20 protein-coding genes are annotated in these 25328 nt (G+C 50.0%); 13 read left to right on the plus strand and 7 right to left on the minus strand.

Annotated features, from left to right (window positions below; translation table 11 throughout):
- Positions 1–84 precede the first annotated feature (84 nt).
- The 5 genes from AF_RS09685 to AF_RS09705 all read left to right on the plus strand — a co-directional run bounded on the left by AF_RS09685 (position 85) and on the right by AF_RS09705 (position 5746).
- Positions 85–453 carry a molybdopterin dinucleotide binding domain-containing protein gene (locus AF_RS09685; protein ID WP_010879421.1) on the plus strand — a complete coding sequence of 123 codons (369 nt, stop codon included), beginning with the start codon at positions 85–87 and terminating at the stop codon, positions 451–453.
- A complete protein-coding gene (locus tag AF_RS09690) occupies positions 454–1719 on the plus strand; it encodes a formylmethanofuran dehydrogenase subunit B (RefSeq protein ID WP_010879422.1) in 1266 nt (421 codons plus the stop codon).
- 3 nt (positions 1720–1722) lie between these two features.
- Positions 1723–3414, plus strand: a complete 1692-nt coding sequence (locus AF_RS09695; protein WP_010879423.1) for a formylmethanofuran dehydrogenase subunit A — start codon at positions 1723–1725, stop codon at positions 3412–3414.
- Positions 3415–3427: 13 nt separating this feature from the next.
- On the plus strand, positions 3428–4132 hold the full coding sequence (locus AF_RS09700) for a formylmethanofuran dehydrogenase subunit C (RefSeq protein ID WP_052270512.1): 705 nt from the start codon (positions 3428–3430) through the stop codon (positions 4130–4132).
- An 84-nt stretch (positions 4133–4216) separates the two neighbouring features.
- Complete coding sequence (locus AF_RS09705; protein ID WP_010879425.1) at positions 4217–5746, plus strand: class I adenylate-forming enzyme family protein; 1530 nt, start codon at positions 4217–4219, stop codon at positions 5744–5746.
- Here AF_RS09705 and AF_RS09710 read toward each other — a convergent pair.
- The 5 genes from AF_RS09710 to AF_RS09730 all read right to left on the minus strand — a co-directional run bounded on the left by AF_RS09710 (position 5721) and on the right by AF_RS09730 (position 9661).
- Positions 5721–6206, minus strand: a complete 486-nt coding sequence (locus tag AF_RS09710; RefSeq protein WP_010879426.1) for a MaoC/PaaZ C-terminal domain-containing protein — start codon at positions 6204–6206, stop codon at positions 5721–5723. The genes AF_RS09705 and AF_RS09710 overlap by 26 nt on opposite strands.
- Positions 6207–6253: 47 nt before the next feature.
- Positions 6254–7105: a universal stress protein gene (locus tag AF_RS09715; RefSeq protein ID WP_010879427.1), complete on the minus strand. Its 852-nt coding sequence runs from the start codon at positions 7103–7105 to the stop codon at positions 6254–6256.
- Positions 7106–7183: 78 nt separating this feature from the next.
- A complete protein-coding gene (gene mch / locus AF_RS09720; RefSeq protein WP_010879428.1) occupies positions 7184–8134 on the minus strand; it encodes a methenyltetrahydromethanopterin cyclohydrolase in 951 nt (316 codons plus the stop codon).
- A gap of 49 nt (positions 8135–8183) precedes the next feature.
- Positions 8184–8867, minus strand: a complete 684-nt coding sequence (locus tag AF_RS09725; protein ID WP_010879429.1) for an RNA ligase partner protein — start codon at positions 8865–8867, stop codon at positions 8184–8186.
- A 35-nt stretch (positions 8868–8902) separates the two neighbouring features.
- Positions 8903–9661 (minus strand): ParA family protein, encoded by a 759-nt coding sequence (locus AF_RS09730; protein ID WP_010879430.1) that lies wholly within the window; start codon positions 9659–9661, stop codon positions 8903–8905.
- A 112-nt stretch (positions 9662–9773) separates the two neighbouring features.
- On the opposite strand from AF_RS09730, the gene AF_RS09735 reads away from it, so the two are divergent.
- On the plus strand, positions 9774–11795 hold the full coding sequence (locus tag AF_RS09735; protein ID WP_010879431.1) for an acetate--CoA ligase: 2022 nt from the start codon (positions 9774–9776) through the stop codon (positions 11793–11795).
- A 265-nt stretch (positions 11796–12060) separates the two neighbouring features.
- Here the strand turns inward: AF_RS09735 and purL are convergent, their stop codons facing one another.
- A complete protein-coding gene (gene purL, locus AF_RS09740; RefSeq protein ID WP_010879433.1) occupies positions 12061–14358 on the minus strand; it encodes a phosphoribosylformylglycinamidine synthase subunit PurL in 2298 nt (765 codons plus the stop codon).
- 4 nt (positions 14359–14362) lie between these two features.
- Positions 14363–14605, minus strand: a complete 243-nt coding sequence (gene purS / locus AF_RS09745) for a phosphoribosylformylglycinamidine synthase subunit PurS (protein WP_010879434.1) — start codon at positions 14603–14605, stop codon at positions 14363–14365.
- Positions 14606–14806: 201 nt separating this feature from the next.
- Between purS and AF_RS09750 the strand changes: the two genes are divergently transcribed.
- From AF_RS09750 to AF_RS09780, 7 genes are all read left to right on the plus strand, one after another.
- Positions 14807–15361 (plus strand): hypothetical protein, encoded by a 555-nt coding sequence (locus tag AF_RS09750; RefSeq protein WP_086976085.1) that lies wholly within the window; start codon positions 14807–14809, stop codon positions 15359–15361.
- Positions 15310–16956 carry a CARDB domain-containing protein gene (locus tag AF_RS09755; protein ID WP_081423277.1) on the plus strand — a complete coding sequence of 549 codons (1647 nt, stop codon included), beginning with the start codon at positions 15310–15312 and terminating at the stop codon, positions 16954–16956. The genes AF_RS09750 and AF_RS09755 overlap by 52 nt, the downstream gene beginning before the upstream one ends.
- A complete protein-coding gene (locus AF_RS09760; RefSeq protein ID WP_010879436.1) occupies positions 16953–17990 on the plus strand; it encodes a hypothetical protein in 1038 nt (345 codons plus the stop codon). Before AF_RS09755 ends, AF_RS09760 begins: the two co-directional genes overlap by 4 nt.
- A 4-nt stretch (positions 17991–17994) precedes the next feature.
- Positions 17995–18687: a COG1470 family protein gene (locus tag AF_RS09765; protein ID WP_048064492.1), complete on the plus strand. Its 693-nt coding sequence runs from the start codon at positions 17995–17997 to the stop codon at positions 18685–18687.
- Between the two features lie 136 nt (positions 18688–18823).
- A complete protein-coding gene (locus tag AF_RS09770) occupies positions 18824–22090 on the plus strand; it encodes a CARDB domain-containing protein (protein WP_010879438.1) in 3267 nt (1088 codons plus the stop codon).
- Complete coding sequence (locus AF_RS09775; RefSeq protein WP_010879439.1) at positions 22087–22725, plus strand: DUF333 domain-containing protein; 639 nt, start codon at positions 22087–22089, stop codon at positions 22723–22725. The genes AF_RS09770 and AF_RS09775 overlap by 4 nt, the downstream gene beginning before the upstream one ends.
- 152 nt (positions 22726–22877) lie before the next feature.
- Complete coding sequence (locus AF_RS09780; protein WP_010879440.1) at positions 22878–25328, plus strand: hypothetical protein; 2451 nt, start codon at positions 22878–22880, stop codon at positions 25326–25328.

The following is a 25328-nucleotide window of genomic DNA, read 5'->3' on the forward strand; positions in this document are numbered from 1 at the left end:
AAGACTATTATTTTTCTCCTCGCCCAAAAAGAGAACGGTTAAATAGTATTTGTTAAGACTTCCTCAAAAACTTTTGGTGATAGGATGCTGGAAGTGGAAGTTATATCTGGTAGAACCCTCAATCAGGGGGCCACTGTTGAGGAAAAACTAACCGAAGAGTACTTCAACGCTGTCAATTATGCAGAAATCAACGAGGAGGACTGGAACGCTCTCGGTCTGCAGGAGGGCGACAGGGTAAAGGTAAAAACGGAGTTTGGAGAGGTTGTGGTTTTTGCAAAGAAGGGAGATGTGCCGAAAGGGATGATATTCATTCCCATGGGCCCCTACGCCAACATGGTCATTGACCCTTCAACTGATGGCACAGGAATGCCGCAGTTTAAGGGCGTAAAAGGGACTGTGGAGAAGACGGATGAGAAGGTTTTGAGTGTGAAGGAGCTTCTGGAGGCGATTTAAATGGCGGAAAGTGTGAATTTGGTCTGCACCTTTTGCGGTAGCGTTTGTGACGACGGGCAGTTTGACGTAGAGCAGTTCAAATCAAAGAAGCTCTGTAAGCTCGGCAGTGCCAAATTCTCCAAGAAGGAGCGCATTAAGGCTCCGATGATTGATGGCAAAGAGGTTAGCTATGAGGAGGCTATCGAGAAGGCCGCTGAGATTCTTGTAAACGCCAAAAAGCCGCTGCTCTACGGCTGGGCTTCAACGGTGAACGAGGCCATAAGGCTTGGAGTCATTCTTACGGAGAAGGTTGGCGGTGTTTACGACCAGTGCGCAAGTGTCTGCCACGCCCCCGGAACTCTTGCCGTCATTGAAGAAGGTCTGCCCGGTGGAACTCTTGGGGCGATAAAGAACAGGGCTGATGTCGTGGTATTCTGGGGAGCAAATCCGATGGAGGCCCATCCGAGGCACGGGATGAGATACTCCATCTCTGCCAAAGGACTGCTGATAAAGGACAGGAAGCAGAGAAAGGTTATCGTCGTTGATGTAAGGCCAACTAAAACCGCAAAGCTCGCAGACGAGTTCATTCAAATCAAGCCTGGATACGATTATCCGATAATATCAGCCCTGAGAGCGATAATTTCGGGCAATGCTGATGCCGTGCCGGATGAGGTTGGTGGTGTGAGCAAGGAAAAGCTGGTTGAGCTTGCCGAGACGATGAAGAATGCCAAGTATGGAGCAGTTCTCTACGGCTTGGGCGTTACGCAGTCAAGGGGGAGAGACAGGAACGTTGAGAACGCCGTAAAGCTGATTCAGCTCCTCAACCGCCACACGAGGTGGGTTATCTGGCCGATGAGAGGTCACTACAATGTTGTTGGTGCGGGAGAGGTTCCTGCTTGGGAGGTTGGCTACCAGTACGCCATAGACTTCAGCAGAGGCTATCCGAGGTTCTCTCCAGCTGAGTTCTCTGCCGTTGAGGTTTTGAAGAGGAAGGACTGTGATGCTGCCCTCATTATCGCATCAGACCCGGTAGCGCACTTCCCAAGGGCAGCAGTTAAGCACCTCAAGGAGATCCCCGTCATTCAGATTGACCCCTTCCCCAACATGACGACCCTTGTTGCAAATGTCGTCATTCCCTCAGCGGTTGCGGGGCTTGAGGCGGAGGGCACGGCTTACAGGATGGACGGCATAGCCCTGAGAGTTAAGAAGGTTGTAGAGAGCAGCTACTGGAGCGACGAGCAGATTCTTGAAAAGCTGCTCGAGAAGGTTGAGGAGCTTAAGGGGTGATAAATGATGCATCACGCACTGCATATTAAAAATGGAATTGTTATCGACCCCAAAAACGGGGTTAAGGCGGAAAAAATGGACATCTTTGTCAAAAACGGCAAGATTGTTGAGGAAAGCGAGGTTAAGGGGGAGGATGTTAAGGTTATCGATGCAAACAACAAGCTCGTCGTTGCTGGCGGAGTTGACATGCACGCCCACATTGCGGGCAGCAAAATCAACACGGGCAGAACGATGCGGCCTGAGGAAATGAGGGTTGTGAGGAACATTGCAGGAAAGTTCAGAGCTGCTGTAGGAAGAGTTCTGCTCACCTCTCCTGCAATAGGCTATGAGTATGCTAAAATGGGCTACACCATTTCAATAGAGGCAGCTCAGCCACCAATCGGCTCACCCCACACTCACGAGGAGCTTGATGCAATTCCGATGATTGACAAGGCTGCATTGCCTGTTTTTGGTAACTGGCATTTTGTGCTGAAGTATGTGGCCGAGAAGGACATGGAAAAGCTGAAGGCCTTCATCGCATGGGCCATTGAGAGAACGAAGGGATTCGGTGTGAAGGTCGTCAACCCCGGAGGTGTTGGAGCTTGGATGTATGGCGGCAACGTTACAAGCCTCGACGACCAGGTGCCGGGCTTCAATGTGACTCCGAGGGAGATAATCACCTCTCTCGTTAAGGCTACGGAAGAACTGCAGCTCAACCACTCAGTGCATCTGCACTGCAACCGCCTTGGCGTGCCGGGGAACTATGAAACAACGGTAGAGAGCATCAAGCTTGTGGATGGAATCAGAAACGATGCAAGGCAGGTTCTCCACGTTACTCACGTGCAGTTCAACGCCTACGCTGGAGACAGCTGGAGAACTGTTGCCAGCGGTGCTGAGGCGATTGCCAAGACAGTAAACAGCATGGACAACGTCACGATCGACATGGGACAGCCGATTTTCGGTCACGCAACTGCAATGACGGGCGATGCTCCCTTCCAGTTCACCCTCCACAAGCTTACAGGCTCAAGATGGAGCAACAAGGACAGCGAGATCGAGGGTGGTGCTGGTATAGTGCCAATAGCCTACCTGCCCAAGAATCCAGTTCATGCCTTGCAGTGGGCCATTGGTCTGGAGCTCGGACTGCTGATAGACAGCGATAAGGTCGTTCTTACAACCGATTACCCCAACGGAGGGCCATTCACGGAGTATCCATATATCATGGCGATGCTGATGAGCAAGAAGATGAGGGAAGGAGAGCTTGAGAGAGTCAGCCCCTTCGTGCAGAAGGCTTCAAACCTGCCAGCCATCGACACCGAGAAAACGCTGGAGGAGGTCATCCACATGACCCGCTCTCTCCCTGCGAGGGTGCTTGGATTGCCTCAGAAGGGACACCTTGGCGTTGGAGCGGATGCCGACATAGCCATCTACGACCTCAACCCGCTTGATGTTGACACATCCAACGACTTCGAGAAGGTCTACAAGGCCTTCAAGACTGCTGTCTATACAATCAAGGACGGCCAAATCCTCGTGAAGGACGGAGAGCTTGTTGATGAATACTGGGGCAGGACCTACTGGGTTGATGCGACCGGCAAAGCTGACATGGAGGCAATCAAAGACGACCTCAACGAAATGTTCAGCAAATACTACACCGTCGAGCTGCAGAACTACGGTGTGGAGGAGAGATGGCTCAGGAAGCCAGAGAGGATTGTAATCTGAGGGGGTGATGGAGATGCTCATCATAAAGCCCAAAACCGAGTTTGTTGTCACAGTCGAGGCAGAGCTCACACCTGATCTGGCTGAGATGGACGTTGATGAGGTGAAAAAGTTCAAGGTTTACTACGGCAAGGACTTGGTTGAGCTTGGAGAGCTGTTTGAGGTGACAAAGGATGGCGATGACAAGAAGCTTTTGCTTGATGGCGACTTCAGCAGGGTGAAGTGGATCGGCTGCAGAATGACGGATGGAGAGATAGTTGTGAAGGGCAGCGTTGGGGCGAACTGCGGAGCTTACATGGCGGGCGGAAAAATCGTCATCGAGGGCAACGCTGACGACTGGCTTGGGGCAGAGATGAAGGACGGCGAAATAATCGTGAAGGGCAACGCTGCAAACCTTGTGGGCTGCGCTTACTACGGAGATGCAACGGGAATGAGCGGTGGCAAGATTCTCATTGAGGGCAACGCCGGAAACTACATCGGCGAAAAGATGGCTGGAGGAGAGATTGAGATCAAGGGCAATGCGGGAGATTTCATTGGGACAGAGATGAAGGGCGGGACAATAATCATCCACGGAAGCTGCGGGTTTGTTGGAGGGGACATGAAAGCAGGAGAAATCAAAATCGGCGGAGAGTTCGAGCTGATGCCCACCTTCGTAAGGCAGGAGGATGCTTGGGTTGGGGATGTGAACGTCAAGGGAGAGGGAGTTGTTAAGAGGCTTTAATTTTTTCTTTTTTGTTTTATAAATTGTCTCTTAATTGTAAAAAGCTCATGATAAACCTTAAATAATTCCAGAAACACCGTTTTTATGGTTCGGGAATTCGATTATATCTGGCAGTATCTTGACCACTGGGCTGATGTAGATGAAAAATATCCTGCTATAAAATTCAAGGACAAAGAAATCAGCTACGGTGAGCTGAAGGAGAATGCTAATCGTCTTGCGGCATCACTACTAAAACTTGGAGTTGGTAAGGGAGACAGAGTCGCCACAGTTCTCCCAATGACACCTGAATATGTCTGCACTTTTTTAGCATGCTCCAAAATTGGAGCAATCTGCGTTCCGATGGATGTCAGGTACAGAACGGCAGAACTTAGGAGGTTTTTGAGTCATGCGGAGCCGAAAGTTATAATCTCAGTTGAAAGCTTTCAGGAGAACAATCAAAGAAAAATCCTTGATGAAATAAAGGAAGAGATCGGAAACCCCGAAATTTTCTTTGTAGGGGAGTTTGACGAACTGCTTAAAAGTGAACCCTTGGGGAAAGCTGTAGAGCAAGAACCGAACGATGATATCCTGATAATCTTTACTGGAGGGACTACTGGTGTTCCAAAGGCTACACTCCTCTCCCACATAAACATAGTGTCAATGGCACTCGGCGAGTTAAAAAGTATTATCAGGTACATCGGAAGGGAAGAGAGAATGAACATGCTCGTACACCTTCCTCCAAGCCATGTCGGAGGCACAACAGAATTGCTCGCAACAGGATTGGTAAACGGCTCGAAAATGGTACTTATAGACCACTGGAGGCCGGATACAGTGCTAAAAGAGCTAAAAGAGGAAAAAATAGCGTTCTTTGGTGCCGTTCCTACGATGTTTGCTCTAATCTTCTCCTTGAATGTGCCACTCCCGCCTGTCGAGCTTCTTGTAACTGCTGGCGAGAAACTGAATCCTGAACTCCTTAAAAGAATGATGCAGTGGTGTGAGAAGATTGGAGTTGGCTACGGTTCAACAGAAACGGCCGGCTTTGCGACCTTCTCTCTGCCAGAGGATGACCCATTGAAGTTCACCGAGGGTTATGTAGGCGTACCGTTCGAGGGAGTGGATGTGAGAATCGTTGATGATGAGGGGAACGAGCTACCAGATGGAGAAATCGGAGAGGTCTTGGTAAAGGGACCGATGGTGAGCAAAGGGTATTTCAGGCAGCCTGAAGAGACAGAGAAGGGGTTCAGAGATGGCTACTGGGTCAGCGGAGACCTGGGATTTAAAAAGGGGAAGGAGTTGTACATTGTAGGCAGAAAGAAGGAGGTGATAAGAGTAGGTAGCTACACGGTGCTCCCTTCAGAAGTTGAGGAGGTTGTGATGAAAAATCCCAAAGTTGGGATAGCTGCAGCCTTCGGTTATCCCCACGAAATATATGGGGAAGTGGTATGGGTTGCGGTCGTTCCCAGAGCAGGAGAGGTAGTCAGTGAAGAGGAAATTATCGAAGCATGCAAGAAAGAGCTGGCAGACTTCAAAGTACCGAGAAAAGTGCTGATAATGGACTCCATTCCGCTTACGAGGCTCGGAAAGGCAGACAGGATAAAGCTAAAGGAAATCATTTTGAAGGAGTTTTTCGAATGAGGGCAGAGTAGAGCGCCGTCAGCACAAGCTCGCCCCTCTGATTTTTTACTTCAAGCTTGTAAGTAACAACTCCACTTTTTTCGTCGAAATCCTGCTTTTCGACAACCTCCGCTGAAGCCGCGATGGTGTCTCCGATGAAGACCGGCCTCAGAAACCTCACATCCTTTATGCCAAAAAACGCAATTACTGAGCTAACGTCGTAGTTGGAGAGGATTACTTGGTCAACCATTCCGAGAGCTATGCTGAGGACGAGCATACCCTGGGCAATAGGCTTTCCAAAAATGGTCTTCTTGGCAAATTCCACATCGGTATGCAAGGGGAAAAAGTCTGCTGTTAGGTAGGCAAAGGTCCAGATGTCCGTTTCAGTTACAGTTCTCGGCAACCCCTCTATTTTTTCTCCGATCTGGATGGATTCGAAGTAAATAGGATTTCTGGCCATGATTATTCTCGGAAAGTCCATTATAAATATGTATTTGTTGGGTGTGCTATGGAAAATACTGAGAATCCTCAATCACACGGCACTATAAGCACAGGCAGGACTGAGTTTCTGATGACTATCTCCGCAGTGCTTCCCATCAGCAGTTGAAGAATGTTCCTTCCTCTCTTGCCTATCACTATCAGCGTTGCACCCACTGATGGGGCGGTCATGAGTATTTCTTTGGAGGCATCTCCGCTATGAACCACAACCTCGGACGGAAAGTCAAGTTTTTCGGCAATTTCCTTCAGTTTCTGTGTTGCTTTCTGTATGTTTTCCTCCACCTCACTCTCCTTTCCGTAGTCAACGACGTGCAATAAAATCGCTTCCTTAACGAGCTCTTTGAAAAGTTCAGTAGTCTGTATTATTTTTTCTGTGCACTTCGAGAAGTCCAAAGCAAACAGTGGACGGTCAAAGACTCTCCTCGCATCCCAGTAGCACTTAACGGCTTTTTTACCTCTATCCCACTCATATCTAACCAGCAGAACCGGTTTCTTTGCGACTCTGGCGACATTGGCAGCGGTGGAGCCGATAAGCATTTCCCTAATTATGTTCTCTCCTTTCATGGGCATGTAAATCAAATCCACATTTTCCTCCTCTGCAATCTTCGCAATCTCCAATGCTGGAGTTCCAAGCCTTACGACCCTCTCGCGTTTATCCCCATCTCTCTGAACTCTTCGGCAATTTTCTCTATCATATCCGTGTACTTTTTTCAAGCTTTTCTGCAACTTCAAGCTCCTGAGGAGATTGCAGGTCAACATCAAGCGCGTGAAAGAGAATGAGCTCGTGAGTGCGCCCGTGGAAAAGAATTTCGGAATGCAGTTACCGAACGCATACTCCGAAACCACAGAGAAATCGACAGGAAACAGGACTTTCTTTATCACAATGCCACCTCCTTGTAAAGGTTTAAAACTTAAAAATTTTCCGACAGAGTCACGATTAAAAAGGAAAATAAAAAAGAGTTATTCTTCCAGAACAATCTGGTATGACTGGAAGAGCACTTCTGCGTTCAGCTTTCCGTGGACGTAAGTTTTGCCAGTCTCAAGGTCGTTTACCGCAATCTGCGCTGGTGCGAAGAGGTTGGGGTCAATCTTGTAGAAGTCGTAGTTGGCTGCCTTAAAGATTTCATAGAAAGGCTTACCGTAATCTCTGCTCGTGCAGCTCGGTACGTTCTTCAGGATTTCGTCGTATTTCTTCACGGTTAGGAAAACGCTTCCGTAATACATCATGCTGTCGTTGGTGGAGCCCATGGCTTTCAAGTCGTTCTCAAGAATTGGCGAAATTGGACACCTCCCGGCTCCGCTGACGATTAGCTTTGGATCATATCCTATTTCGTTCATCTTGAAAATTGCGGTCTCAACAATTCTTCCTGAAATCTGCACGCTTCCCACAATCGAGGCTGTGGGGGCAACTAGGGCGTAGACGTTCTCAGGGTCGACGTCACACTCTTTGGCAATGAACTCCATAACCTTCTCGTCGGGAAGCTGGTTAGCTTCGAGAGCAATAACTGCAACATCGGCATCATCTTCATACTCAATTCTCTCGTAGGTTTTCTTTGGCTTCAGGGCGAGGGCTCTTGCAGGGCCACTTCCCATTGCGAAGTACTTGTCGACCTTTATCTGCCATCCGGCCTTCTGGCTGCCGAGACAGGCTATAGCCGGATGGTCGGTGTACTCCGTAACGAAGGCGAAGGGCACGTCGTTGATGGTGTCAACGACAATATCGACGTCCGCCAAGCCACCCATGCAGACCTGTGTGTACATTATTCCAGCATCGTAACTTCCCGGTACGTTCACTCCGCAGTCCACAACAATAGCGCCATTTTCAAGCTTTTTAGACTCAATTCTCAGCTCCTCTTCATAATCCAGCATGTCTTCAACGATTTCTGCTGCAATCTCATTTACGCTTAACATTTTACCACCTCAAAAGACCACTAACATTGGAGTTTTTATTTTTTATCTTTTAATCTTCTTCACTCTCAAACCACCCGACAATATCCTTAGAGCCCATCAGCTTCAGGTACTCCTTGAGCATTCGCGGAAATTTTGCGGCCTCAACAAACCTCAAACCGAGCCTCTCGCTCCACTTCCTTATTCCGGCATCGCTGCTGACAACCCCCGCCTCCAGTTCCTTGGCCAGAAGGAGAACATCCAAGTCGGGAGCGCTGTCGAGAATGCCTTGCCTCATCACCGCTCTGTACTTGTCCCTGAATTTGGAGATGAGAGCACCAATCTCCTCCTCAATCTTGCTCTTATCTTCAAGTTTCGCCGTAATGGCGGAGGATTCGAGAATGTACTCCTCGGCAAGCCTTCTCCCTCTGTTCATTTTCTGCCTTACAGTGATTATGTACTCGTAAAATATCGCCGCCGGAATTTTAACCTCATACCTGTTCGGGGTTTTTTTAACAAGCCACGTGTCGAGCTTTGTGAATATCTCCTCATCGCAACCATATCTTTTCAAAAAGCTCGTTAATTCGGTGTAAACGGAGGGATAGGGGATGTAACAGCTAATGTCCAGCTTGAGCCTTGCAAGAGCGATGAGGTCCAAAACCTCCGCAGCGGACTCACACAGGGACTCGTAGCCTTCCTTGATTCTCAGCCCCGCATCCGTTATAGCCGTAGTGTCGAGAACGAACCTCTGCCTCATTCATTGGAAATATACACGACAATATAAGTACTTTCTCATGGACACAGGGCTTTGAAAAGCCTCTTTCCTGCAACAAGTTCCCTTCTCTCTCCCTCAAAACTGTCAATCCAAACCGAGAGCGCTTCAGAAATCTCAACAAAGCTTTTGGATGACTCACTCATCGGTGAGGAGAAGATAACCGGCCTGCCGGAAGCCATCGCCTTTTTAATGGCTTCATCGTATGGGATCTCTGCGATTACGTTACCTATGAGTGCTTCGACATCATCAATCTCCACCTCCCCCTCCTCCACCTTGTTTAGCACAACACCGGCAAAGTCAGCCTTCAGCTTTTCAATAATCCTGGGTAACGGTAATGCAGCCTCCAATGATGCAGCCTCCGGCTTAATCACCAGTAAAACCGAGGTGGCTGCGTAGATTGCCAGAACGGAGTCATGGCAAAGACCACCCGGAACATCGAGGAAAAGCACGTCCGCCGACTCCTCAACCCTTTCGAGTAAATCCCTCAAATTTGCTTTTCTAAACTCCTTGATGCTCATACCTGCAGGTATAACCTCCACTCCCGAAATTCCGCTGTAAAAGATGTCATCGACAGAAGCAAATCCGTCGATTACATTCTTGGCCGTGAGAGGGACGTCATCGACTTTGCAGAGAGAGGATAGTGCTGGTAAAGATGGGTCGAAATCGATAACGGCAACTCTGTAATCTTTTTGAGCCATTAAAACCGACAAATTAACTGTCAGCGTGCTTTTTCCCTCAGACTCTTTTCCTGAGACTGCCGCCAAAACTTCCCTCATCGATAATGTCTTATTTTTAAAATAATTAAATTTTTTGTATTGCTGCTGAACTGCCATAAAGAGCGAGAAATCATCTGAAAAGCATTTTAAATCCCTAATTCCACCAGCCTTCATGCTACTCCTCGAACACGAATCCAAAGCTCTGCTGGAAAAGTACGGCATAAAGACTGCAAAGTGCATCTTCTGCGAAACAGAAGAGCAGGCTGTTAAAGCTGCGAAGGAAATCGGCTTTCCCGTTGTGATGAAGGTTGCAGGGAGGGAAATTGTGCACAAAAGCGATGTTGGTGGAGTCATTCTTAACGTTAAATCGGAGGATGAGGTTAGAGAGGTTTTTCAAAGGCTGATGTCCATTCCAAAGGCTGAGGGAGTTAACATTCAGCCCCAGCTTGAGAAGGGGATCGAGGTTATTGTTGGCGTTGCAGAGAACGAGCAGTTTGGAAGCGTTGCAATGTTTGGGCTTGGTGGTGTTTTTGTTGAGGTTCTGAAGGATGTCAGTTTCCGGCTTTTGCCCTTAACAAGGAGAGATGCGGAGGAGATGGTTAGGGAGGTTAAGGGGTATAAATTGTTGGAGGGTTACAGAAGAGTTAAGGGGGATGTTGGGGCTGTTGTTGATTTGCTGCTTAAGCTGAATGAGGTTGTTGAGAGGGAGAGTATAGTGGAGATGGACCTGAATCCTGTGTTTGTTTATGAGAGAGGAGCTGTTGTCGCAGACGCGAGGATAGTTGTTGGGGAGAGGAAGAGGTTCGACTACACGATTCCGGATTTGCGGGACCTTTTCTACCCGAAAAGCGTTGCCGTCATAGGAGCTTCAAGAACTGTAGGCAAGCCGGGATTTAACATAGTCTGGAATTTAAAGCAGAATGGGTTTATGGGTAAAATTTACCCGGTAAATCCGAACGCTGACAAGATACTCGAATTGAAGTGCTACCCCTCAATTCTAGACATCCCGGATGAGGTGGACATGGCGATAATTGCCGTTCCGGCTAAAATTGTTCCGGAAGTGATGGCGGAGTGCGCTCAGAAGGGAATCAAAGGAGCGGTCATAGTGAGCTCGGGCTTCAGCGAGGAAGGGGAGAAGGGGGCTGAATACGAGAGAAGGGTGCTCGAAATTGCCAAGAAGCACGGAATAAGGATTTTCGGCCCTAACACGACGGGCGTGCTCAACACGGAAAACGGATTCATTACATCCTTTGCAATCCAGCCCGTCATCAAGAAGGGAAACATCGGCATAATCGCACAGACGGGGCTATTCCTCGGAATTATGATGGATATAGTCACGTCAAACCATCCGAGCATAGGCTTCAGCAAAATCGTAGGAATGGGAAACAAAATCGATGTGGAGGACTACGAGGTTCTCGATTTTCTGCTGAAAGATGAGCAGACGAAGGTAATAGGCATTTACATGGAAGGAATAAAGAATGGCAGGGCTTTTTACGATGTTGCCTCCAGTGCTGAGAAGCCCATCGTGGTTTTCAAGAGCGGAAGGACGGAGTACGGGCAAAAGGCCGCAATGAGCCACACGGCTTCAATTTGCGGAGACGATGACGTTTTCGATGCCGTGTGCAGGCAAGCGAACCTCGTAAGGGTTTACAGCTTCGACGAGCTTTTCGACGTGACCAAAGCCTTTTCGCTCCAGCCCCTTCCAAAAGGGGACAGGGTGGCAATCATCCACTACACCGGTTCTGGTTGTGTTCAGGGGTCAGACGCTGCATACTTTGCCGGATTAAAGCTAGCAGAATTTTCAAAAGATACTGTTGATAAAATAAGTGAAGTCACACCCGAATGGCACAACGTGAACAACCCAATTGATATATGGCCAATGGTGGAATACTACGGAGCCTTCAAGGCTTATCAGACCGCAATAGAAGCTGTAATGGAGGATGAAGGCGTGGATTCGGTCATCGCGTGCGTATGGGCAAACAGGCTCATCAACGCCGACTTTGAGCCGGATTACAAGAGCCTCAAGAAGTACGGCAAGCCCATCTACTTCTGCGTTGAGGGGGCAAGAGACGTCGTTTTCGACCACAAAAATGCCCTTGAGCTTAACGGTATTCCCGTTTACACCAACGTGATAAACGCGGTGAATGTTCTCGGAAAGGTGACGAAATACGCAAAAAGGAGAATTCAGTCGTGAATTATCTTCTTTTTCCTCACCATCTCGAATATGTCCATTCTCGTTAACTTCTCAGCATTCTTCGAAACGCTTTCCTTTATCATCTGAAATCTCTCTGCCTCGGTCATATATTAAGTTCTGCGTAAAGGTATATATTTTTTTCCAAACTATATATTATCATTGCTATAATAATAACAATAATGCTCGTAATGAGAGGCTTAATAGAAAAATAAATTAAAAATACAAACCACCCCTTGCGCAATAAAGAGAGAAAAGCCTCGTGAATTTACAGGAACTTCGTGAGCCCTTCCCTCCAGGATTTATCCGCCTCGCCAAGCTCAACGCTGAAAGCCCCAAAATCAAGCCTTTCTCCACCGCTGTAGCCAATAACTTCAGCCTTAAGCTCCTTCGCCCTGAAAAACTCCGCATAGCCCTCCGCAACGCTTTCGGGAACCTCCACCACCCACCTCGTGTTCGACTCGGAGAAAAGCTCGACGAAGCTAAGCTCTCTCGCAGCCTCAAAGCCCAATCCCCTGCCAAAGCTCATTTCAGCGATGCAGACTGCTAATCCACCCATGCTGACGTCGTGGCAGGCTTTGACCTCAAACTTCCTGAAGGACTCAAGCATCGCATCGCTGTATGTCTTCAGCCTCTCAGGCGAGGTTCTCGGCACTTTGTGGCACCTCTGCCCCATCACCGCAGAATACAGGCTGCCTCCAAACTCGTTATGCGTTTCTCCGACGAGAATTACGGCTCCTCTGCCCTTGAACTCGCTCGTTATCGCCTTTCTAACATCCTCCACTATGCCCACACCAAGCAGTGAGGGAGTGGGAGCAACGGCCCCGTAGGGGGTTTCGTTGTAGAAGCTCACGTTTCCGCTCACGCAGGGAACTCCCACACCTTTGGCCATCCATCCCAAGGCTTTAACAGCCTCAACAAACTCCCCCATCCTCTCAGGCTTCTCAGGATTGCCGAAGTTCAGGCAGTCGTTGAAGGAGTGCGGAACGGCGTTGACCGCAACAAGGTTCCTCACCATCTCATCAAAGCTGCTGGCAGCGCCCCAGTAGGGGTCAACCTTGCACATCCACGGATTCACATCTGCCGTTATTGCCAGACCCCTGAAGGATCTCGTTGGCTTGATGACGGCAGCATCTCCATGCGTTTCGAAGTTCATTTTTCCTTGCAGAGGCTTTAAGACGGTTGAGGCCCTCACCTCGTGGTCATACTGCCTCACAATCCACTCCTTGAAGGCAGCGTTCGGATGGGAGAGCATCTTCATGAAGGTCTTAACGTAGTCCGCAGGTGGCTCGACCTCCTCGTGCAGCTCCTTCTCAGGCTTTCTGGCAACGTAGGGACGGCAGTATTCAGGCCCTGAGGTGACGAACTCCGTGTCCATCTCGTAAATCTTGTAGCCTTTGTAGTAGATTCTGGTGATTTTTTCTGGAATCACCTTTCCAACGACAGTGGCTGGAACATCCCACTTCTGGAAGATGTAAAGAACTTCGTCTATGTGCTCCGGCCTGACTGTGAGCATCATCCTCTCCTGACTTTCGGAAATCCATATCTCCCAAGGGGCCATTCCCTCCTCCTTCAGCGGAACCTTGTCCAGATAAACCTCAGCCCCAAAACCAGCGGCGAGGGCCATCTCCCCGATGACGCAGCTCAGCCCTCCTCCTCCCAAATCCTTCATTCCCGTCAGAAGGCCTTTCTCCACGACCTCAAGGCAGGCGTGGATGAGGGGCTCCTTCATTATAGGATTTCCCAGCTGCACCGCTCCCCTCGCCTCCTCCTCGCTCTTCTCGTCAAGCTCTGCTGATGCGAAAGTTACGCCGTGAATCCCATCCCTTCCCGTCTTGCCGCCAGCAAGCACGAAGAGGTCTCCAGCCCCTCCAGCACGGCTGTGGATGATTCTGTCCTTCCTCACTATGCCCACACATCCCACATTAACAAGGCAGTTCGTCAGGTAGGAGTTGTCAAAAAACACCATTCCCGCAACCGTTGGAATTCCAACTCTGTTGCCGTAATCCCTTATCCCCGCAACAACACCCTTAAGCAGGTAAAGGGGATGCTTCGTCCCCCTCGGCAGCTTCTCGTAGGGAGTGTCGAGATTCCCGAAAAAGAGGGGGTCTATTAGTGCAATAGGCTGGGCACCCATGCAGAGGACGTCCCTCAAAATCCCTCCAATGCCTGTAGCAGCCCCGCCGTAGGGCTCTATTGCCGAGGGATGATTGTGACTCTCAAAGGCCGTAACGTAGGCATACTCATCATCAAACTCCACAACTCCAGCATCCTCCTCAATGGCGGAGATGACGTAATCAGCCTTAGAAGCTTCGAGAAGGTACTGCCTCAAATAATACTTCGAGCTCTTGTAGCAGCAGTGCTCGCTCCATGCTTGGGCAAGGCTCTGAAGCTCGATGTCGTAGGGATTTCTGCCCTTCTGGCGGAAGTAATCCTGAATGCGCTTCATCTCGTCAACGCTCAAAGCTAAGCCCATCTCCTCGCTGATTTTCGCCAGCTCCTCTTCACTGGCATCGAGAATCTCAACCTCGTAAAGCTCGAAGGGAACGTCAACCTTCCTGTACATACTCTCACTCTCTCCAGACTATGCTGTACTTCTGAATTACAGGGTTGGCGAGGAGCTTCTCGCACATCTCGGCAATCTCCCTCTCCGCCTCCTCCCTGCTTCTCGCTTCGATGTCAATTCGAAAAACCTTCACGGTTGAGACCTTCTTAACCCTCTTAAAGCCAAGCAGCCTTAGAGCTTTGAGCGTCGCCTCACCTTCAGGGTCAGCAACGCCCTCCTTGAGCTCGATGTAAACGTCTGCAATCATGGTTGTTTTTTGCTCATGCTCTTTAAAAATCAAGCGATTCGGTGTATGATGATAGTGTATGATGGTACTCACAATAATCTGAAGGATAAAATTTATAAGTAAAAAAATTTTACTAAAATAAAAATTGAGGATAGCTTGCTGTTCTCAACTAAGGGTGGTTGAATGAGGTAGTTAATTCCGTTAACCTTGCTGGTATTAGTTATGGCCACAGCCTCAGCCGACACCCTATGCAGTCAGCAGGAAGATGAGAGCTGGGGAAACCTGATGCTGCACGGCTTTCAGGTTGAAGCCTACAAGCCCGTTAGGGTTGGCGATAAGGTTTGCTACTCCTTCTATCTGAAGAACACAGGCAGCAGCGATGTAACGCTGGGGAAAAAGGGAGTCTACCTCCACACCAACGACGGCGATTTGAGCAGTAACTCAGGAGCTACCATCAGCCCGGGGAAGTCCATTTTTGTGAAAGACTGCTTTATAGCCTCATCATCTGGAGAGTGGACAACCTATCCGGGCGTATGCATAATCACTGCCAAAGGAGAGTTCTGCCACAACTTCGAGACATCATGCACCTTTGACGTCTTCATCGAGTGCCCAGAAAACTGGAACTGCATGACTGCCGAAGATGCTTCTCAGGGCAACTATATTCGCTACTCTGACGAGCTTTGCGGTTACACCATCACCGGCTTCACAGCAATGAACAAGGTCCGATGTACTGCTACAGAGAAGCTTCTGAATGCCCTGCAGGCACTCGGTGTGTAACTCAGGGAGAAGCTGAGAAAAACGGGATGATTCCAACAGGGATTTTCTGTGATTACCAGAATGGGCAGGAGATGTACTGCTACTCCGAAGGAAAGCCTGATTTAGTCATAAGCGACGTCTGGGCTTACAACACCACTCCCGGAGTTTACTCCGAGCTTAGAGCTCTCGTTTACAACCACGGGCATGGTTATGCAGGAAAGTTCAGCGTTGCCTTTTTCATTGATGGCAGCTACGTTGGAGAGGTTGAGGTTAACGGTCTTGGTGCCAACGAGAACACGGTTGCAAGGATCAGCTACCCCCATCCATGTGAGGGAGAGACAGACACCTTTGCTGCTCAGGTTGACTACCACAATGAAGTGGATGAAGAAAATGAGAACGACAACTACCACGAAAGCCCCCGCATCTTCCAGTGCAGTGGGGGAGAGATGCCCAACTTAGAAGTTGTTGAGGCTTATATTGACTATCAGGACTTCTGCAGAGCCCTCAACTACAGAAACAGCTCCATTGTCGTTGTCGTTGCAAACACGGGAGAGCAGGCATCTCCTCAAACGGGCGGATGGATTTACATTGACGGTAATTCGAGAGGAGGCTTTGACATCCCCTCACTCCAGCCGGGTGAAGAAACCACCATCTCGATGAACTTCCCGTATATGTGTGAGGGGAGCAGCGACGAGATCAGGGTTGTGGTTGACAGCAGAAACTACGTGGTTGAGAGCAATGAGAACGACAATGAGTATACATTCATAACAGACTGCATACCAATGCCCTCAGGAACTGCTGATCTGGTGGTGAGCTATTTAGAGACACATGTTGTTGAGGAACTTCTGGCTGGTGGGCTGAGCTACCCCCTGAAGTCGGAAATAAACTACACCGTAGAGAATCTCGGAGAGGATTACTCCTGCAACGCAGAAGTGGGGCTGTTTATAGATGGCGTTTTTCAGGGTCAGCAATACCTTCCACCACTGGCTCCGGGAGACTCAATCACGAGGACTTTTATTGCGAAATACGACTGGGAGAGGTGCAGCGGAATAAGTGACACGCTGACTTTGAAGGCTGACGTCAACAACGACGTGGCCGAGTCAAATGAGAACAACAACGAGAGGAGCGTTACGCTCTACTGCATTGAATATCCCCTGATTAAGCCTGACCTCACGGTGGAAGACGTGTGGATTGAAGGAGAGGGGGCATCCAACTTGGACATAGTTTTCACGGTCAAAAACATCGGCTTGGCTGCAAGCAGAGCGACAAATGCGTATGTTGGGGTGAACTACAACCCCGCAGGAAGCACTCCCATCCCTCCACTCAACGCTGGAGAGAGTGTTGAACTCAGAATTTCAGGATTCACCGCCCAGTGGCAGGAGAACACCATTGAGGTGTGTGCGGACAGCGGAAATCTTGTTGATGAGATTCCCAATGAGATGAACAACTGCCTGACCAAAACGATTACCATCGAGGACGTTGGTTGCTATGATGGAGTGAGGAACAGAGATGAGGTCGGTGTGGATTGTGGCGGATATTACTGTGTTCCTGCGGCTTTGTTGAGGTTAAAGGGAGATTGCTCTATCAGGATGACGATGGCAGCTGGCTTCCAGTGAAGCTGACGAAGATCAGAACTGAAGGAGACTTTAACTGGGGGCCATTTCTGACCGACAGCGATGGTTACTTCACCATTCCAATCCCAGACAGCCAAGCAGGCAAGAAATTCAGGATCAGGATTGAGCCATGGGATATAAACTACGCTGCAAGAATTGCAAGGGATCTGGATCGGTGCAACGAGTACGTGTGGTTCCTTTCGGACGAGATTACTGTGCCAGATCACGGAAGGCTGGATCTGGGTGAGCTAAGGATAGGTAAAGATGCCAACTACGACTTCACTGCCTACTGGCAGGAAAAGAGGCACACCTGCCTTTTCGGTCTCTGCGCCTGTGGGGGTTCGGTACATGTAATTCAGGGAGGGTCAGTTTATCTGAACATTGCCGACGCCCTGCTTGCAGCCAGAGCCTATGCGGACCTTCACAGGAGCGACGATGACGGTATAGGAAGAGTGGACGTTCAGTATCCTGACAGCGACTGGAGCAACTACGACCAAACCTGGGATGAGATAACGCTTACAACGAATCACGGATTTTTGGATGGAGTTGCCATCCACGAGTACGGGCACTTCCTCGAAGACCACATAAGCGAGGAAGACATATATGTTGGTAACACTTCCCACACCTTCTGCGACGACAAGGACGATACGGAATTTGCGTGGAGTGAAGGGTTTGCAGAATACTACGGGACTTTCATAGTGGCAATAAACGACCACCTCTCGCATCCGGACATAAGTTTCGGTACAATCGAGAATCCGGGTTGCAGCAAATTTGATGACGATATAGAAGCCACAGTTGCCGCAGTTCTCTGGGACATGGTTGACAACAGCAGCTTTCCAGACTACAATGCAAGCGAATCATTCGATACGGTTGGAGGGCTCGACGATGTTATCTTCAAGATGTTCGACAGTGAGCTCGACCACTGGCACGATGCTCCTGACCTATGTGAAATGCATGGCAATCTCGACCATCGGCTTGATTCAACTACGTTGAACAAAGTGGAGCGGATTTTTGAGCATTACAATGCGTGCAGGTGATAGTATGAGGTGGATACTGCTTGTTTTGGTGATTCTGCTGGCCTCTTCAATCCCCCTCTGCTCACAGCCGGGCCAACCTGAGAGTGGACAGGAGAGCCAGCCAGCTGCAACCCTCTACAACGTTACGCTTGACAGCGGCTACTTTGATAAGCTAAAGGGGGTCATTGAGGGGGATACAACGCCAAAGGAGAAGGAGAAGGCAATACTGGAAATGGCGCAGATTGCAGTTATGCTCAACGACAGTGATAGGGCCATTGAATATCTGAAAGAGGTTGCAAGCACCTCCAAAGACCAGAATGTGGTTGCTGCTGCATATGCAGCTATAGATCTGATTAGGGATTACTATCCGCCCGAAGTGCTTGGAGAGCTTGCAGTTGACGTCGAAGGAGACCTCAAACCCGGCTCGACGGTGAATATTACCGCAACCGTCAAGGCTTACTCCGACTGCGAGGGTATGGTCGGGATAAAAAGAGGGGTGCCGGAGGGAATGGAGCTTAAATCAAATATCCGCTATAAGTTCGAGATTTCCGCAGAGGAGACTAAGAAATTCACCTTTGTTGTAAAACCAGAGCAGAGCGATGAGTATGCATTGACCATTGCTCTATTCCTCGAAAAGAGTAGATTTGACTACCAGCAGGTGGAGCAGGAAATTGTGCTGAGAGTTGACGAGAGTGGAGGAGAAGTTGTTTACTATTAATCTTTTATTTATTTTTATCAATGTATTAAAGTCAATGTGACTGTGTTAATGAGGGTTTTAAAGGCAAATTTTATAAAGTAATTCATCCCTTAAAAACTGTTGGAACGGCCCGACTGTTCTGACCATCGGTGGTTTGATGAAAAACTTGCTCAAAGCCTTGGTCATTTGCACCCTCATTTTCGCCTCAGTCGCCTCAGCCTCTGCTTCGCCCGTCTGCCAGCAGGAGAGAGAGGAGATCTGGAACTCTCTGCAGCTTTACGGCTTTTTGGTGGAGTCGAATCAGCCTGTCAAGGTCGGTGACACAGTTACCTACAAGTTCAACCTCAGAAACACGGGAAAGGAGCCTGTAACCATCGGATTTGGTGGGGCTTACCTCAAGAGTAGCGATGGACAAATTTACAGATTTCACGCAAAAGAGGTGATTGAGCCATCAGGAGCATTGACCGTCAGCTCAACGTTTGTTGCTGAGAACACCGGCCAGCTTTCCGTATCTCCCGGAGCGTGCATTTCTACATCTAAGGGCGACATCTGCCACGATTTCAGCAGCTGCACCTTCGACGTCTTCTTCGAGTGCCCTGCGGGGTGGAGCTGCATGGCTGCGGAGGAGGCTTCCGGGAGCTACGTCAGGTATTCGGAAGAGGTTTGCGGATACAGCGTTTCCGGCTTGGCGGCAATGGTAAAGACGCCGAAGTACTGCTTCAGAGAGGTTCAGAGCTGTCCGGAAGGATGTGAGTGCCTGACCAAATCTGAGGCGGAGAAGCTGAAAATGGACCCGTGCGGAAAAATATTCTGCGGATACGAGAATGGACAGGAAAAATACTGCTACCGGCGTGGAGCTCCTGACTTTGAGGTTTTAAGCGTGGAAGTGGAGAGAAGCGAGGACTGCGAAAGGCTGGACTACAGGGAGAGCCCTGTCACATTTAAGGTGAGGAATTCCGGGGATGGGGCGAGCCCTACAGCGGAAGGGGAGCTTTACATTGACGGAACACTCCTTCAGACCTTCAGCATTCCACCCCTCCAGCCGGGAGAGGAAGAGCTGTTCAGCTTCAATTTTCAGGTCCTTTGTAGCAGAGAAAAGGACACAATCCGAGTTGTTGCGGACTCACAGAATACAGTTTTAGAATCCACAGAGAGCAACAACGAGGTGGAAGTTGAGTTATCCTGCCTTCCGTCTTCTGAGGGGGCGGATTTAACTGTCGTGAGGGTATGGAACGAGTCCTACAACAACGAGCTGAGAGTTTACTACGAAATCAAAAACACGGGATATGGATATGCCTGCAGCTCTCAGGCGGGGCTTTTCGTTGATGGGGAGCTATTTGCAGTGGACGATGTCGGGCCTTTAAGTCCGAAAGAATCGAGAGAGGAGGCTTTCTACAGGAGATACAGCATTGAAAGTTGCACGGGCAACGTTTTCGAGGTCGTGGCGGATGTTGATGACAGCGTTTTAGAGCTTGATGAGGGTAACAACGCCTTCAGTGTTGTCTGGCTGTGCAGAGATTTTGTTCAGCAAAAGCCCGACCTTCAGGTGGGGGCGGTCTGGACTGAGGGGACGGGTAATTCAGACCTGACACTCCACATCCCGCTGCAGAACTTCGGCAAGGCGGAAAGCCCCCAGACCGAGGTGGTTGTTTATGAGAACGGGCAGCAGGTTGCAACTCTTCAGGTGTCATCCATTTCTCCGGGCGGGATAGAGACATACAGGCTTCTCCACTGGTCACCGCAGAGCAGTTCAACAACCATAACCGTTTGCATTGATGTCCAAAACGACGTGGATGAGGAAAGGGAGGACAACAACTGTGCCAGCAGGATACTTACCTTCACCTCCACCTGCAGCGATGGTGTGCAGAACGGGGATGAGGAAGGGATTGATTGCGGAGGGAGCTGTCTGCCATGCAACAGGTGCGACATGGCATCGCTGCCATCTCGATTCGACTGGAGAGACTACACGGGACTTTCCGCTGTCAGGGATCAGGGGAGCTGCGGGTCTTGCTGGGCACATTCTGCCGTCGCAGCTCTGGAATCTGCACTCATTGTCGAATCGGGTGCAAGCTCAAGCATAGACCTCTCCGAGCAGCACCTTCTGAGCTGCGAGCAGGACTGTGAGGTGGGAATTGGTGACTGGTGCTGGGCGAGCAGCGGAGATTGTGATGGTGGCTGGCCCCACAAGGCTCTCAACTTCATCATAAACAACGGCGTTCCGGATGAGTCATGCTTTCCCTACACCGCAACCAACGGGAACTGCGGGAGTAAGTGCGGTGACTGGGAGGACAGGACAGAGGGGGCAGTTTACAGGGGGAAGGTCAGCAGTAACGTTGAAGCCCTGAAAAGAGCCCTGATATGCCACGGACCCCTCTCGGTGGCTTCGGAGAACTGGGAGCACGCATTGCTTCTCGTAGGTTACGATGACCTGAGCACCATCTGCACGCAGAAATACGGGAAATCAGGATGCTGGATACTCAAGAACAGCTGGGGAGTTTTCAGCGGTTTTTCGCATGACGTATGGCACGAGTATGGCTACGCCTACATCCCATATTCGGGCTTTAAATACAGCGACATCAAAAACGGGGCCTACTACGTTATTCCATCGGACTACACTCTTCATGCCGACTTCGAGATGATGGACGGCCTCGCTGCTGGGGATCTGGACGGAGACGGTATGGCTGAGATCGTGCACGCTGACAGAGGAGACCTGCTGCAGATTTTCAACCTTGGAGGGTTGCAGAGCAGTGAGCAGATGGATTTTGAAGAGGGAGACAGAATAGCCACTGGAGACGTGGATGGGGACGGAAGGATGGATGTCATACACGCCGACAGAGGGGATGAAGTTAGCATCCACTTCCAACCACCCGTTGGGGTTGTCAGCAGCTTTTACCTCGACTTCGAGGAGGGCGATGACATCGCAGCCGGAGACGTCAACGGAGATGGCGTTGATGAGATTGTGCATGCAGACAGAGGGGATTTGATAAGTGTTCTCGGTGCCAGCGGCAATCAGGTTGCGAGCTTCCAGCTGAACTTCGAAGAGGGAGACAGAATCTGCGTTGGAGACGTTAATGGTGACGGAAAAGATGAGATAGTGCATGGAGACAGAGGTGACTGGGTGAGGGTTTACGACATGTATGGGACAAAGCTGAGTGAGTTCCAGCTTGACTTCGAGCAGGGAGATGCGCTGCAATGCGGTGATTTGAATGGCGACGGCGTTGATGAGATTGTGCATGGAGACAGGGACGACTGGGTGAGGGTTTACAACATGCACGGTGCATTGCTGGGTGAGATGCGCTTTAACTTTGAATTCGGGGATGGGTTTGCTGTGGCTGATTTCAACGGAGATGGTAAGGATGATATCATTCACGGAGACAGGGGAGATTCCTTCCACGTTGTAAAGGGAGAGAGGTGGTTTGAATGAGGAGGGTTTTGCTCTGCTTTCTCACTCTAATCCTGCTGCTCCCAGCAGCCTCAGCCCTCAGAAATCCCTCTGCAGTCTACTGTGAGGCCATGGGCTATAATTACGTAATCTTCTCCTCCCCCTACGGTGACGTTGGCAAATGCGTCCTGCCCAACGGTGAAGCTGTGAATGCGTGGGACTTCTACAGGGGAGTGGTTGCGCTGGAATACAGCTACTGTGCAAAGCAGGGCTACGAGGCGAAGCATGTGGAGAGAGAGGACTGCAAGAGCTGCCTTGTTTGTGTTTTGCCAGACGGAAGGGAGGTGGAGGTTGCTGAGCTCATGGGCCTGAGCTTTGAGGAGACAACGTGTGGGGATGGAGTTTGCGGGATTCCTGAAAATTACTCATCCTGCCCTCAGGATTGCAGTTCCGGGGAGGAGGATGGATACTGTGATGCAGTAAAGGATGGTATTTGCGACCCTGACTGCACGAAGGGTGAAGATGCTGACTGTGCTGAGAATTTAGAGGGGGGTGCAACAACAGTTACAGCCACCACAATTACTCCAAGCGAGGTGAAGAGAACTCCGGGGTTTGAGGCGCTGGAAGTGCTTGCAGCTTTAGCCTTGGTTCTTGCAGTGAGCAGAAGAAGGATTTAACTTTTCATTTTTTAAAATCAGTGGACTTTTAACAAGTTCACACGTTCCGAAGTTCGAAAATCATACTTTAGACTTCCCTAAACCTCCAATTTTCCATTAAAAGCCCACAAAACTTTTCGAAACCTATTTAAAGAAAAAGTTAAAAATTTTTCATGCGAATTGGTGTTCTTGTAGCGGGCCTTTTTGGAGTCCTGCTTCTTGCTGCAATGGTGCAGGCCCAGTGCCCTGAGGGCTGCGCCTGCCTTGACAAGGCGACAGCTGAAAAGTACGGGCTGAGCAAGCTCTGCTCGGATAAGCCATGCGGTGAAACAACCAAGGGGGAGCCCAAATACTGCTTCCAGACCTACACCTGTCCCGATAACTGCTATTGCCTGACCGAAGAGGAGGCGAAGGCTGAGGGATTGACCACGTGCGGAGACCAGATGATGGTTTGCGGGGAAAAGGAAGGGAAGCTCCTTTACTGCTTCTCCAAACCTGTCTGTCCTGAGGGATGCGTTTGTTTAACCAAGGAGGATGCGGAGAAGAAGGGATACACGGAGCTTTGCAGCGATGATGTTTGCGACTACACCATCTCACAAACCCCGACAGCAGTGGTAAAGGTTCCGATGTACTGCTGGAAGGCTGTTCCTACAACAACCACCACTACCACCACAACCACTCCAGCAACCTGCCCTGACAACTGCAACTGCCTGACAGAGGAGGAGGCGAAGGAAAAGTTTACCTGCCCAACTCTTTGTGGCGATGCGATTTGCGGTTACGATGAGAAAACTCCGAAGTACTGCTTCAGGGACAACTGCACTGCAAATGTTTCCTGCCCCTTCGGATGCGAGTGCCTGACGGATGAGGAGGCAAAAGAAAAGGGCTACACAGAGCCCTGCGGAGATTATGAGTGCGGTCTCATCGGGGATAATGTGGTAAAGCACTGCTATAAGAAGCCCTACGAGTGCCCTGAGGGCTGCAAGTGCCTCACTGACGAGGAGGTAAGGAAATATCTGGAGGAGGGGTATGTAGTTGAAAAGTGCGGCGAGGAAAAGTGCAGCGAAAAGGGAATGTGCTACAAAATCTCCTCCCCCACCTGCCCTGCTGGCTGCGAATGCCTGAGCGATGAGGAGGTGAAGAAGTACGAGTCCTCTGGTATAAAGCTCGAGCGCTGCACTTCCCAGCCATGCGGTGATGGCAAGTACTGCTACAGGAAGGTTGAGGAAATCTGCCCAGCTGGATGTGAGTGCCTCTCCAAGGAGGAGGGGTATGCAAAGGGCATGGAGTTCTGTCAGGACTCTGCAGGAAACCTGATAAGGTGTGGTGTAATCGATGCTGAGCATGGAGTTTACAAGTACTGCTTCAGAGAGGCCGAAAAGTGTCACTTTGACAGAGCAAAATCTGTCTGCACGGGCTACTGCGAGAGTGGAGAGTGCGAGTTCTCGGCAGATTACCAGCTTTGCGTCGAAGATTGCAAGATGAAGTACGAGGAGTGCCTGAAGGGCGACGTTCCTGAGGAGGAGTGCAAGAAAGTCTATGAAGAGTGCTGGAGTGGCTGCAAACCATCCTGTGAGTGTAAGCCCATAACCTGCCCTGCAGGCTGCGAATGTCTCAACGAGGAGACGGTTAAGAAGTACCAGTCTGCAGGCTACACAGTTGAGCGCTGTGCTGCCGAAACCTGCCTTGCTGGAAACTACTGCTACAGAGTCACGCCTCAAAAGTGCCACTTTGACTACGAGAAGGAGCAGTGCGTTGGCGGTTGCGACGTCGGGCAGTGCAATCTAAACACCATTGTAAGAGACCCGAAGACGGGCAAGGTGGTTTACGGAGAGTGCGCCTGCAAGCCCGTGAACATCTGCCCAGCAGGATGCGAGTGTATGCCGAAAGAAAAGGCAGAGGAGGTATTCAGCAACCCACAAGCATGCAATCCAAATCCGTGTGCCGTTGAGAAGGTGAAAGACGAGAGAACAGGAGAGGAATGGGAGGTTTACTCCTACTGCTTCAGGGAAGGTGAGCAGGCCTGCCACTACGACAGGGAGAGCGGAAAGTGTGTTGGAGGATGCGAGAGGGGAGAGTGCACACTGATGAGAGACTCCTACGGAAATCCCTTCTGCAGCTGTCTTACCAAGATAACCCAGACAGTCCTCGAAACCAGCGTTGTTGAAAGAGCTTTACCACCCGAAGCTTCCCCGCTGACCTGCATTCCAGTCAAGCTCTACGTGAAACCAGCTTCGGGAGTTACGGGGATGATAATAACTGAAAACTACCCACAACAGTTCAGATTCGCATCACCATCCATCGCACCATCCTCATACGGAAATGGAACGGCGAAGTGGCTGCTTATGGACAAGAACGGGCTGAAAGAGCAGGAGATTGAGTATAAGCTTTGCCTGCCAAGAAATGCGGCTGGAGAGTACTACTTCAACGGCATCTGGGAGACTGACACCAATGCGGGAACCATTGTGGGGGATACCAGCATAAAAGTCATGCCATCCAGGACGAACTGGCCGCCGTGTCCTGTTACCGACAGCATGCTGCTCAACTACATCACCCAGTGGTCTGAGGGCAAGCTCTCCGACCTTGAGCTTCTGCAGGTTGTTGAAGTGTGGGATAAGGGGTGCTGA

This window comes from Archaeoglobus fulgidus DSM 4304, from assembly GCF_000008665.1.
GTDB lineage: Archaea > Halobacteriota > Archaeoglobi > Archaeoglobales > Archaeoglobaceae > Archaeoglobus > Archaeoglobus fulgidus.

Excerpts from the sequence above, each read along its gene's own strand:
- AF_RS09705 (WP_010879425.1), top strand. The coding sequence starts at position 4,217 with ATGGTTCGGGAATTCGATTATATCTGGCAGTATCTTGACCACTGGGCT.
- AF_RS09710 (WP_010879426.1), bottom strand. The coding sequence starts at position 6,206 with ATGGACTTTCCGAGAATAATCATGGCCAGAAATCCTATTTACTTCGAA.
- AF_RS09750 (WP_086976085.1), top strand. The coding sequence starts at position 14,807 with ATGGCCACAGCCTCAGCCGACACCCTATGCAGTCAGCAGGAAGATGAG.
- AF_RS09700 (WP_052270512.1), top strand. The coding sequence starts at position 3,428 with ATGCTCATCATAAAGCCCAAAACCGAGTTTGTTGTCACAGTCGAGGCA.
- AF_RS09725 (WP_010879429.1), bottom strand. The coding sequence starts at position 8,867 with ATGAGGCAGAGGTTCGTTCTCGACACTACGGCTATAACGGATGCGGGG.
- AF_RS09695 (WP_010879423.1), top strand. The coding sequence starts at position 1,723 with ATGATGCATCACGCACTGCATATTAAAAATGGAATTGTTATCGACCCC.
- AF_RS09690 (WP_010879422.1), top strand. The coding sequence starts at position 454 with ATGGCGGAAAGTGTGAATTTGGTCTGCACCTTTTGCGGTAGCGTTTGT.
- AF_RS09730 (WP_010879430.1), bottom strand. The coding sequence starts at position 9,661 with ATGAGGGAAGTTTTGGCGGCAGTCTCAGGAAAAGAGTCTGAGGGAAAA.
- AF_RS09755 (WP_081423277.1), top strand. The coding sequence starts at position 15,310 with ATGTACTGCTACAGAGAAGCTTCTGAATGCCCTGCAGGCACTCGGTGT.
- AF_RS09735 (WP_010879431.1), top strand. The coding sequence starts at position 9,774 with ATGCTACTCCTCGAACACGAATCCAAAGCTCTGCTGGAAAAGTACGGC.
- AF_RS09770 (WP_010879438.1), top strand. The coding sequence starts at position 18,824 with ATGAAAAACTTGCTCAAAGCCTTGGTCATTTGCACCCTCATTTTCGCC.
- mch (WP_010879428.1), bottom strand. The coding sequence starts at position 8,134 with ATGTTAAGCGTAAATGAGATTGCAGCAGAAATCGTTGAAGACATGCTG.
- purS (WP_010879434.1), bottom strand. The coding sequence starts at position 14,605 with ATGATTGCAGACGTTTACATCGAGCTCAAGGAGGGCGTTGCTGACCCT.
- AF_RS09780 (WP_010879440.1), top strand. The coding sequence starts at position 22,878 with ATGCGAATTGGTGTTCTTGTAGCGGGCCTTTTTGGAGTCCTGCTTCTT.
- AF_RS09775 (WP_010879439.1), top strand. The coding sequence starts at position 22,087 with ATGAGGAGGGTTTTGCTCTGCTTTCTCACTCTAATCCTGCTGCTCCCA.
- AF_RS09765 (WP_048064492.1), top strand. The coding sequence starts at position 17,995 with ATGAGGTGGATACTGCTTGTTTTGGTGATTCTGCTGGCCTCTTCAATC.
- purL (WP_010879433.1), bottom strand. The coding sequence starts at position 14,358 with ATGTACAGGAAGGTTGACGTTCCCTTCGAGCTTTACGAGGTTGAGATT.
- AF_RS09685 (WP_010879421.1), top strand. The coding sequence starts at position 85 with ATGCTGGAAGTGGAAGTTATATCTGGTAGAACCCTCAATCAGGGGGCC.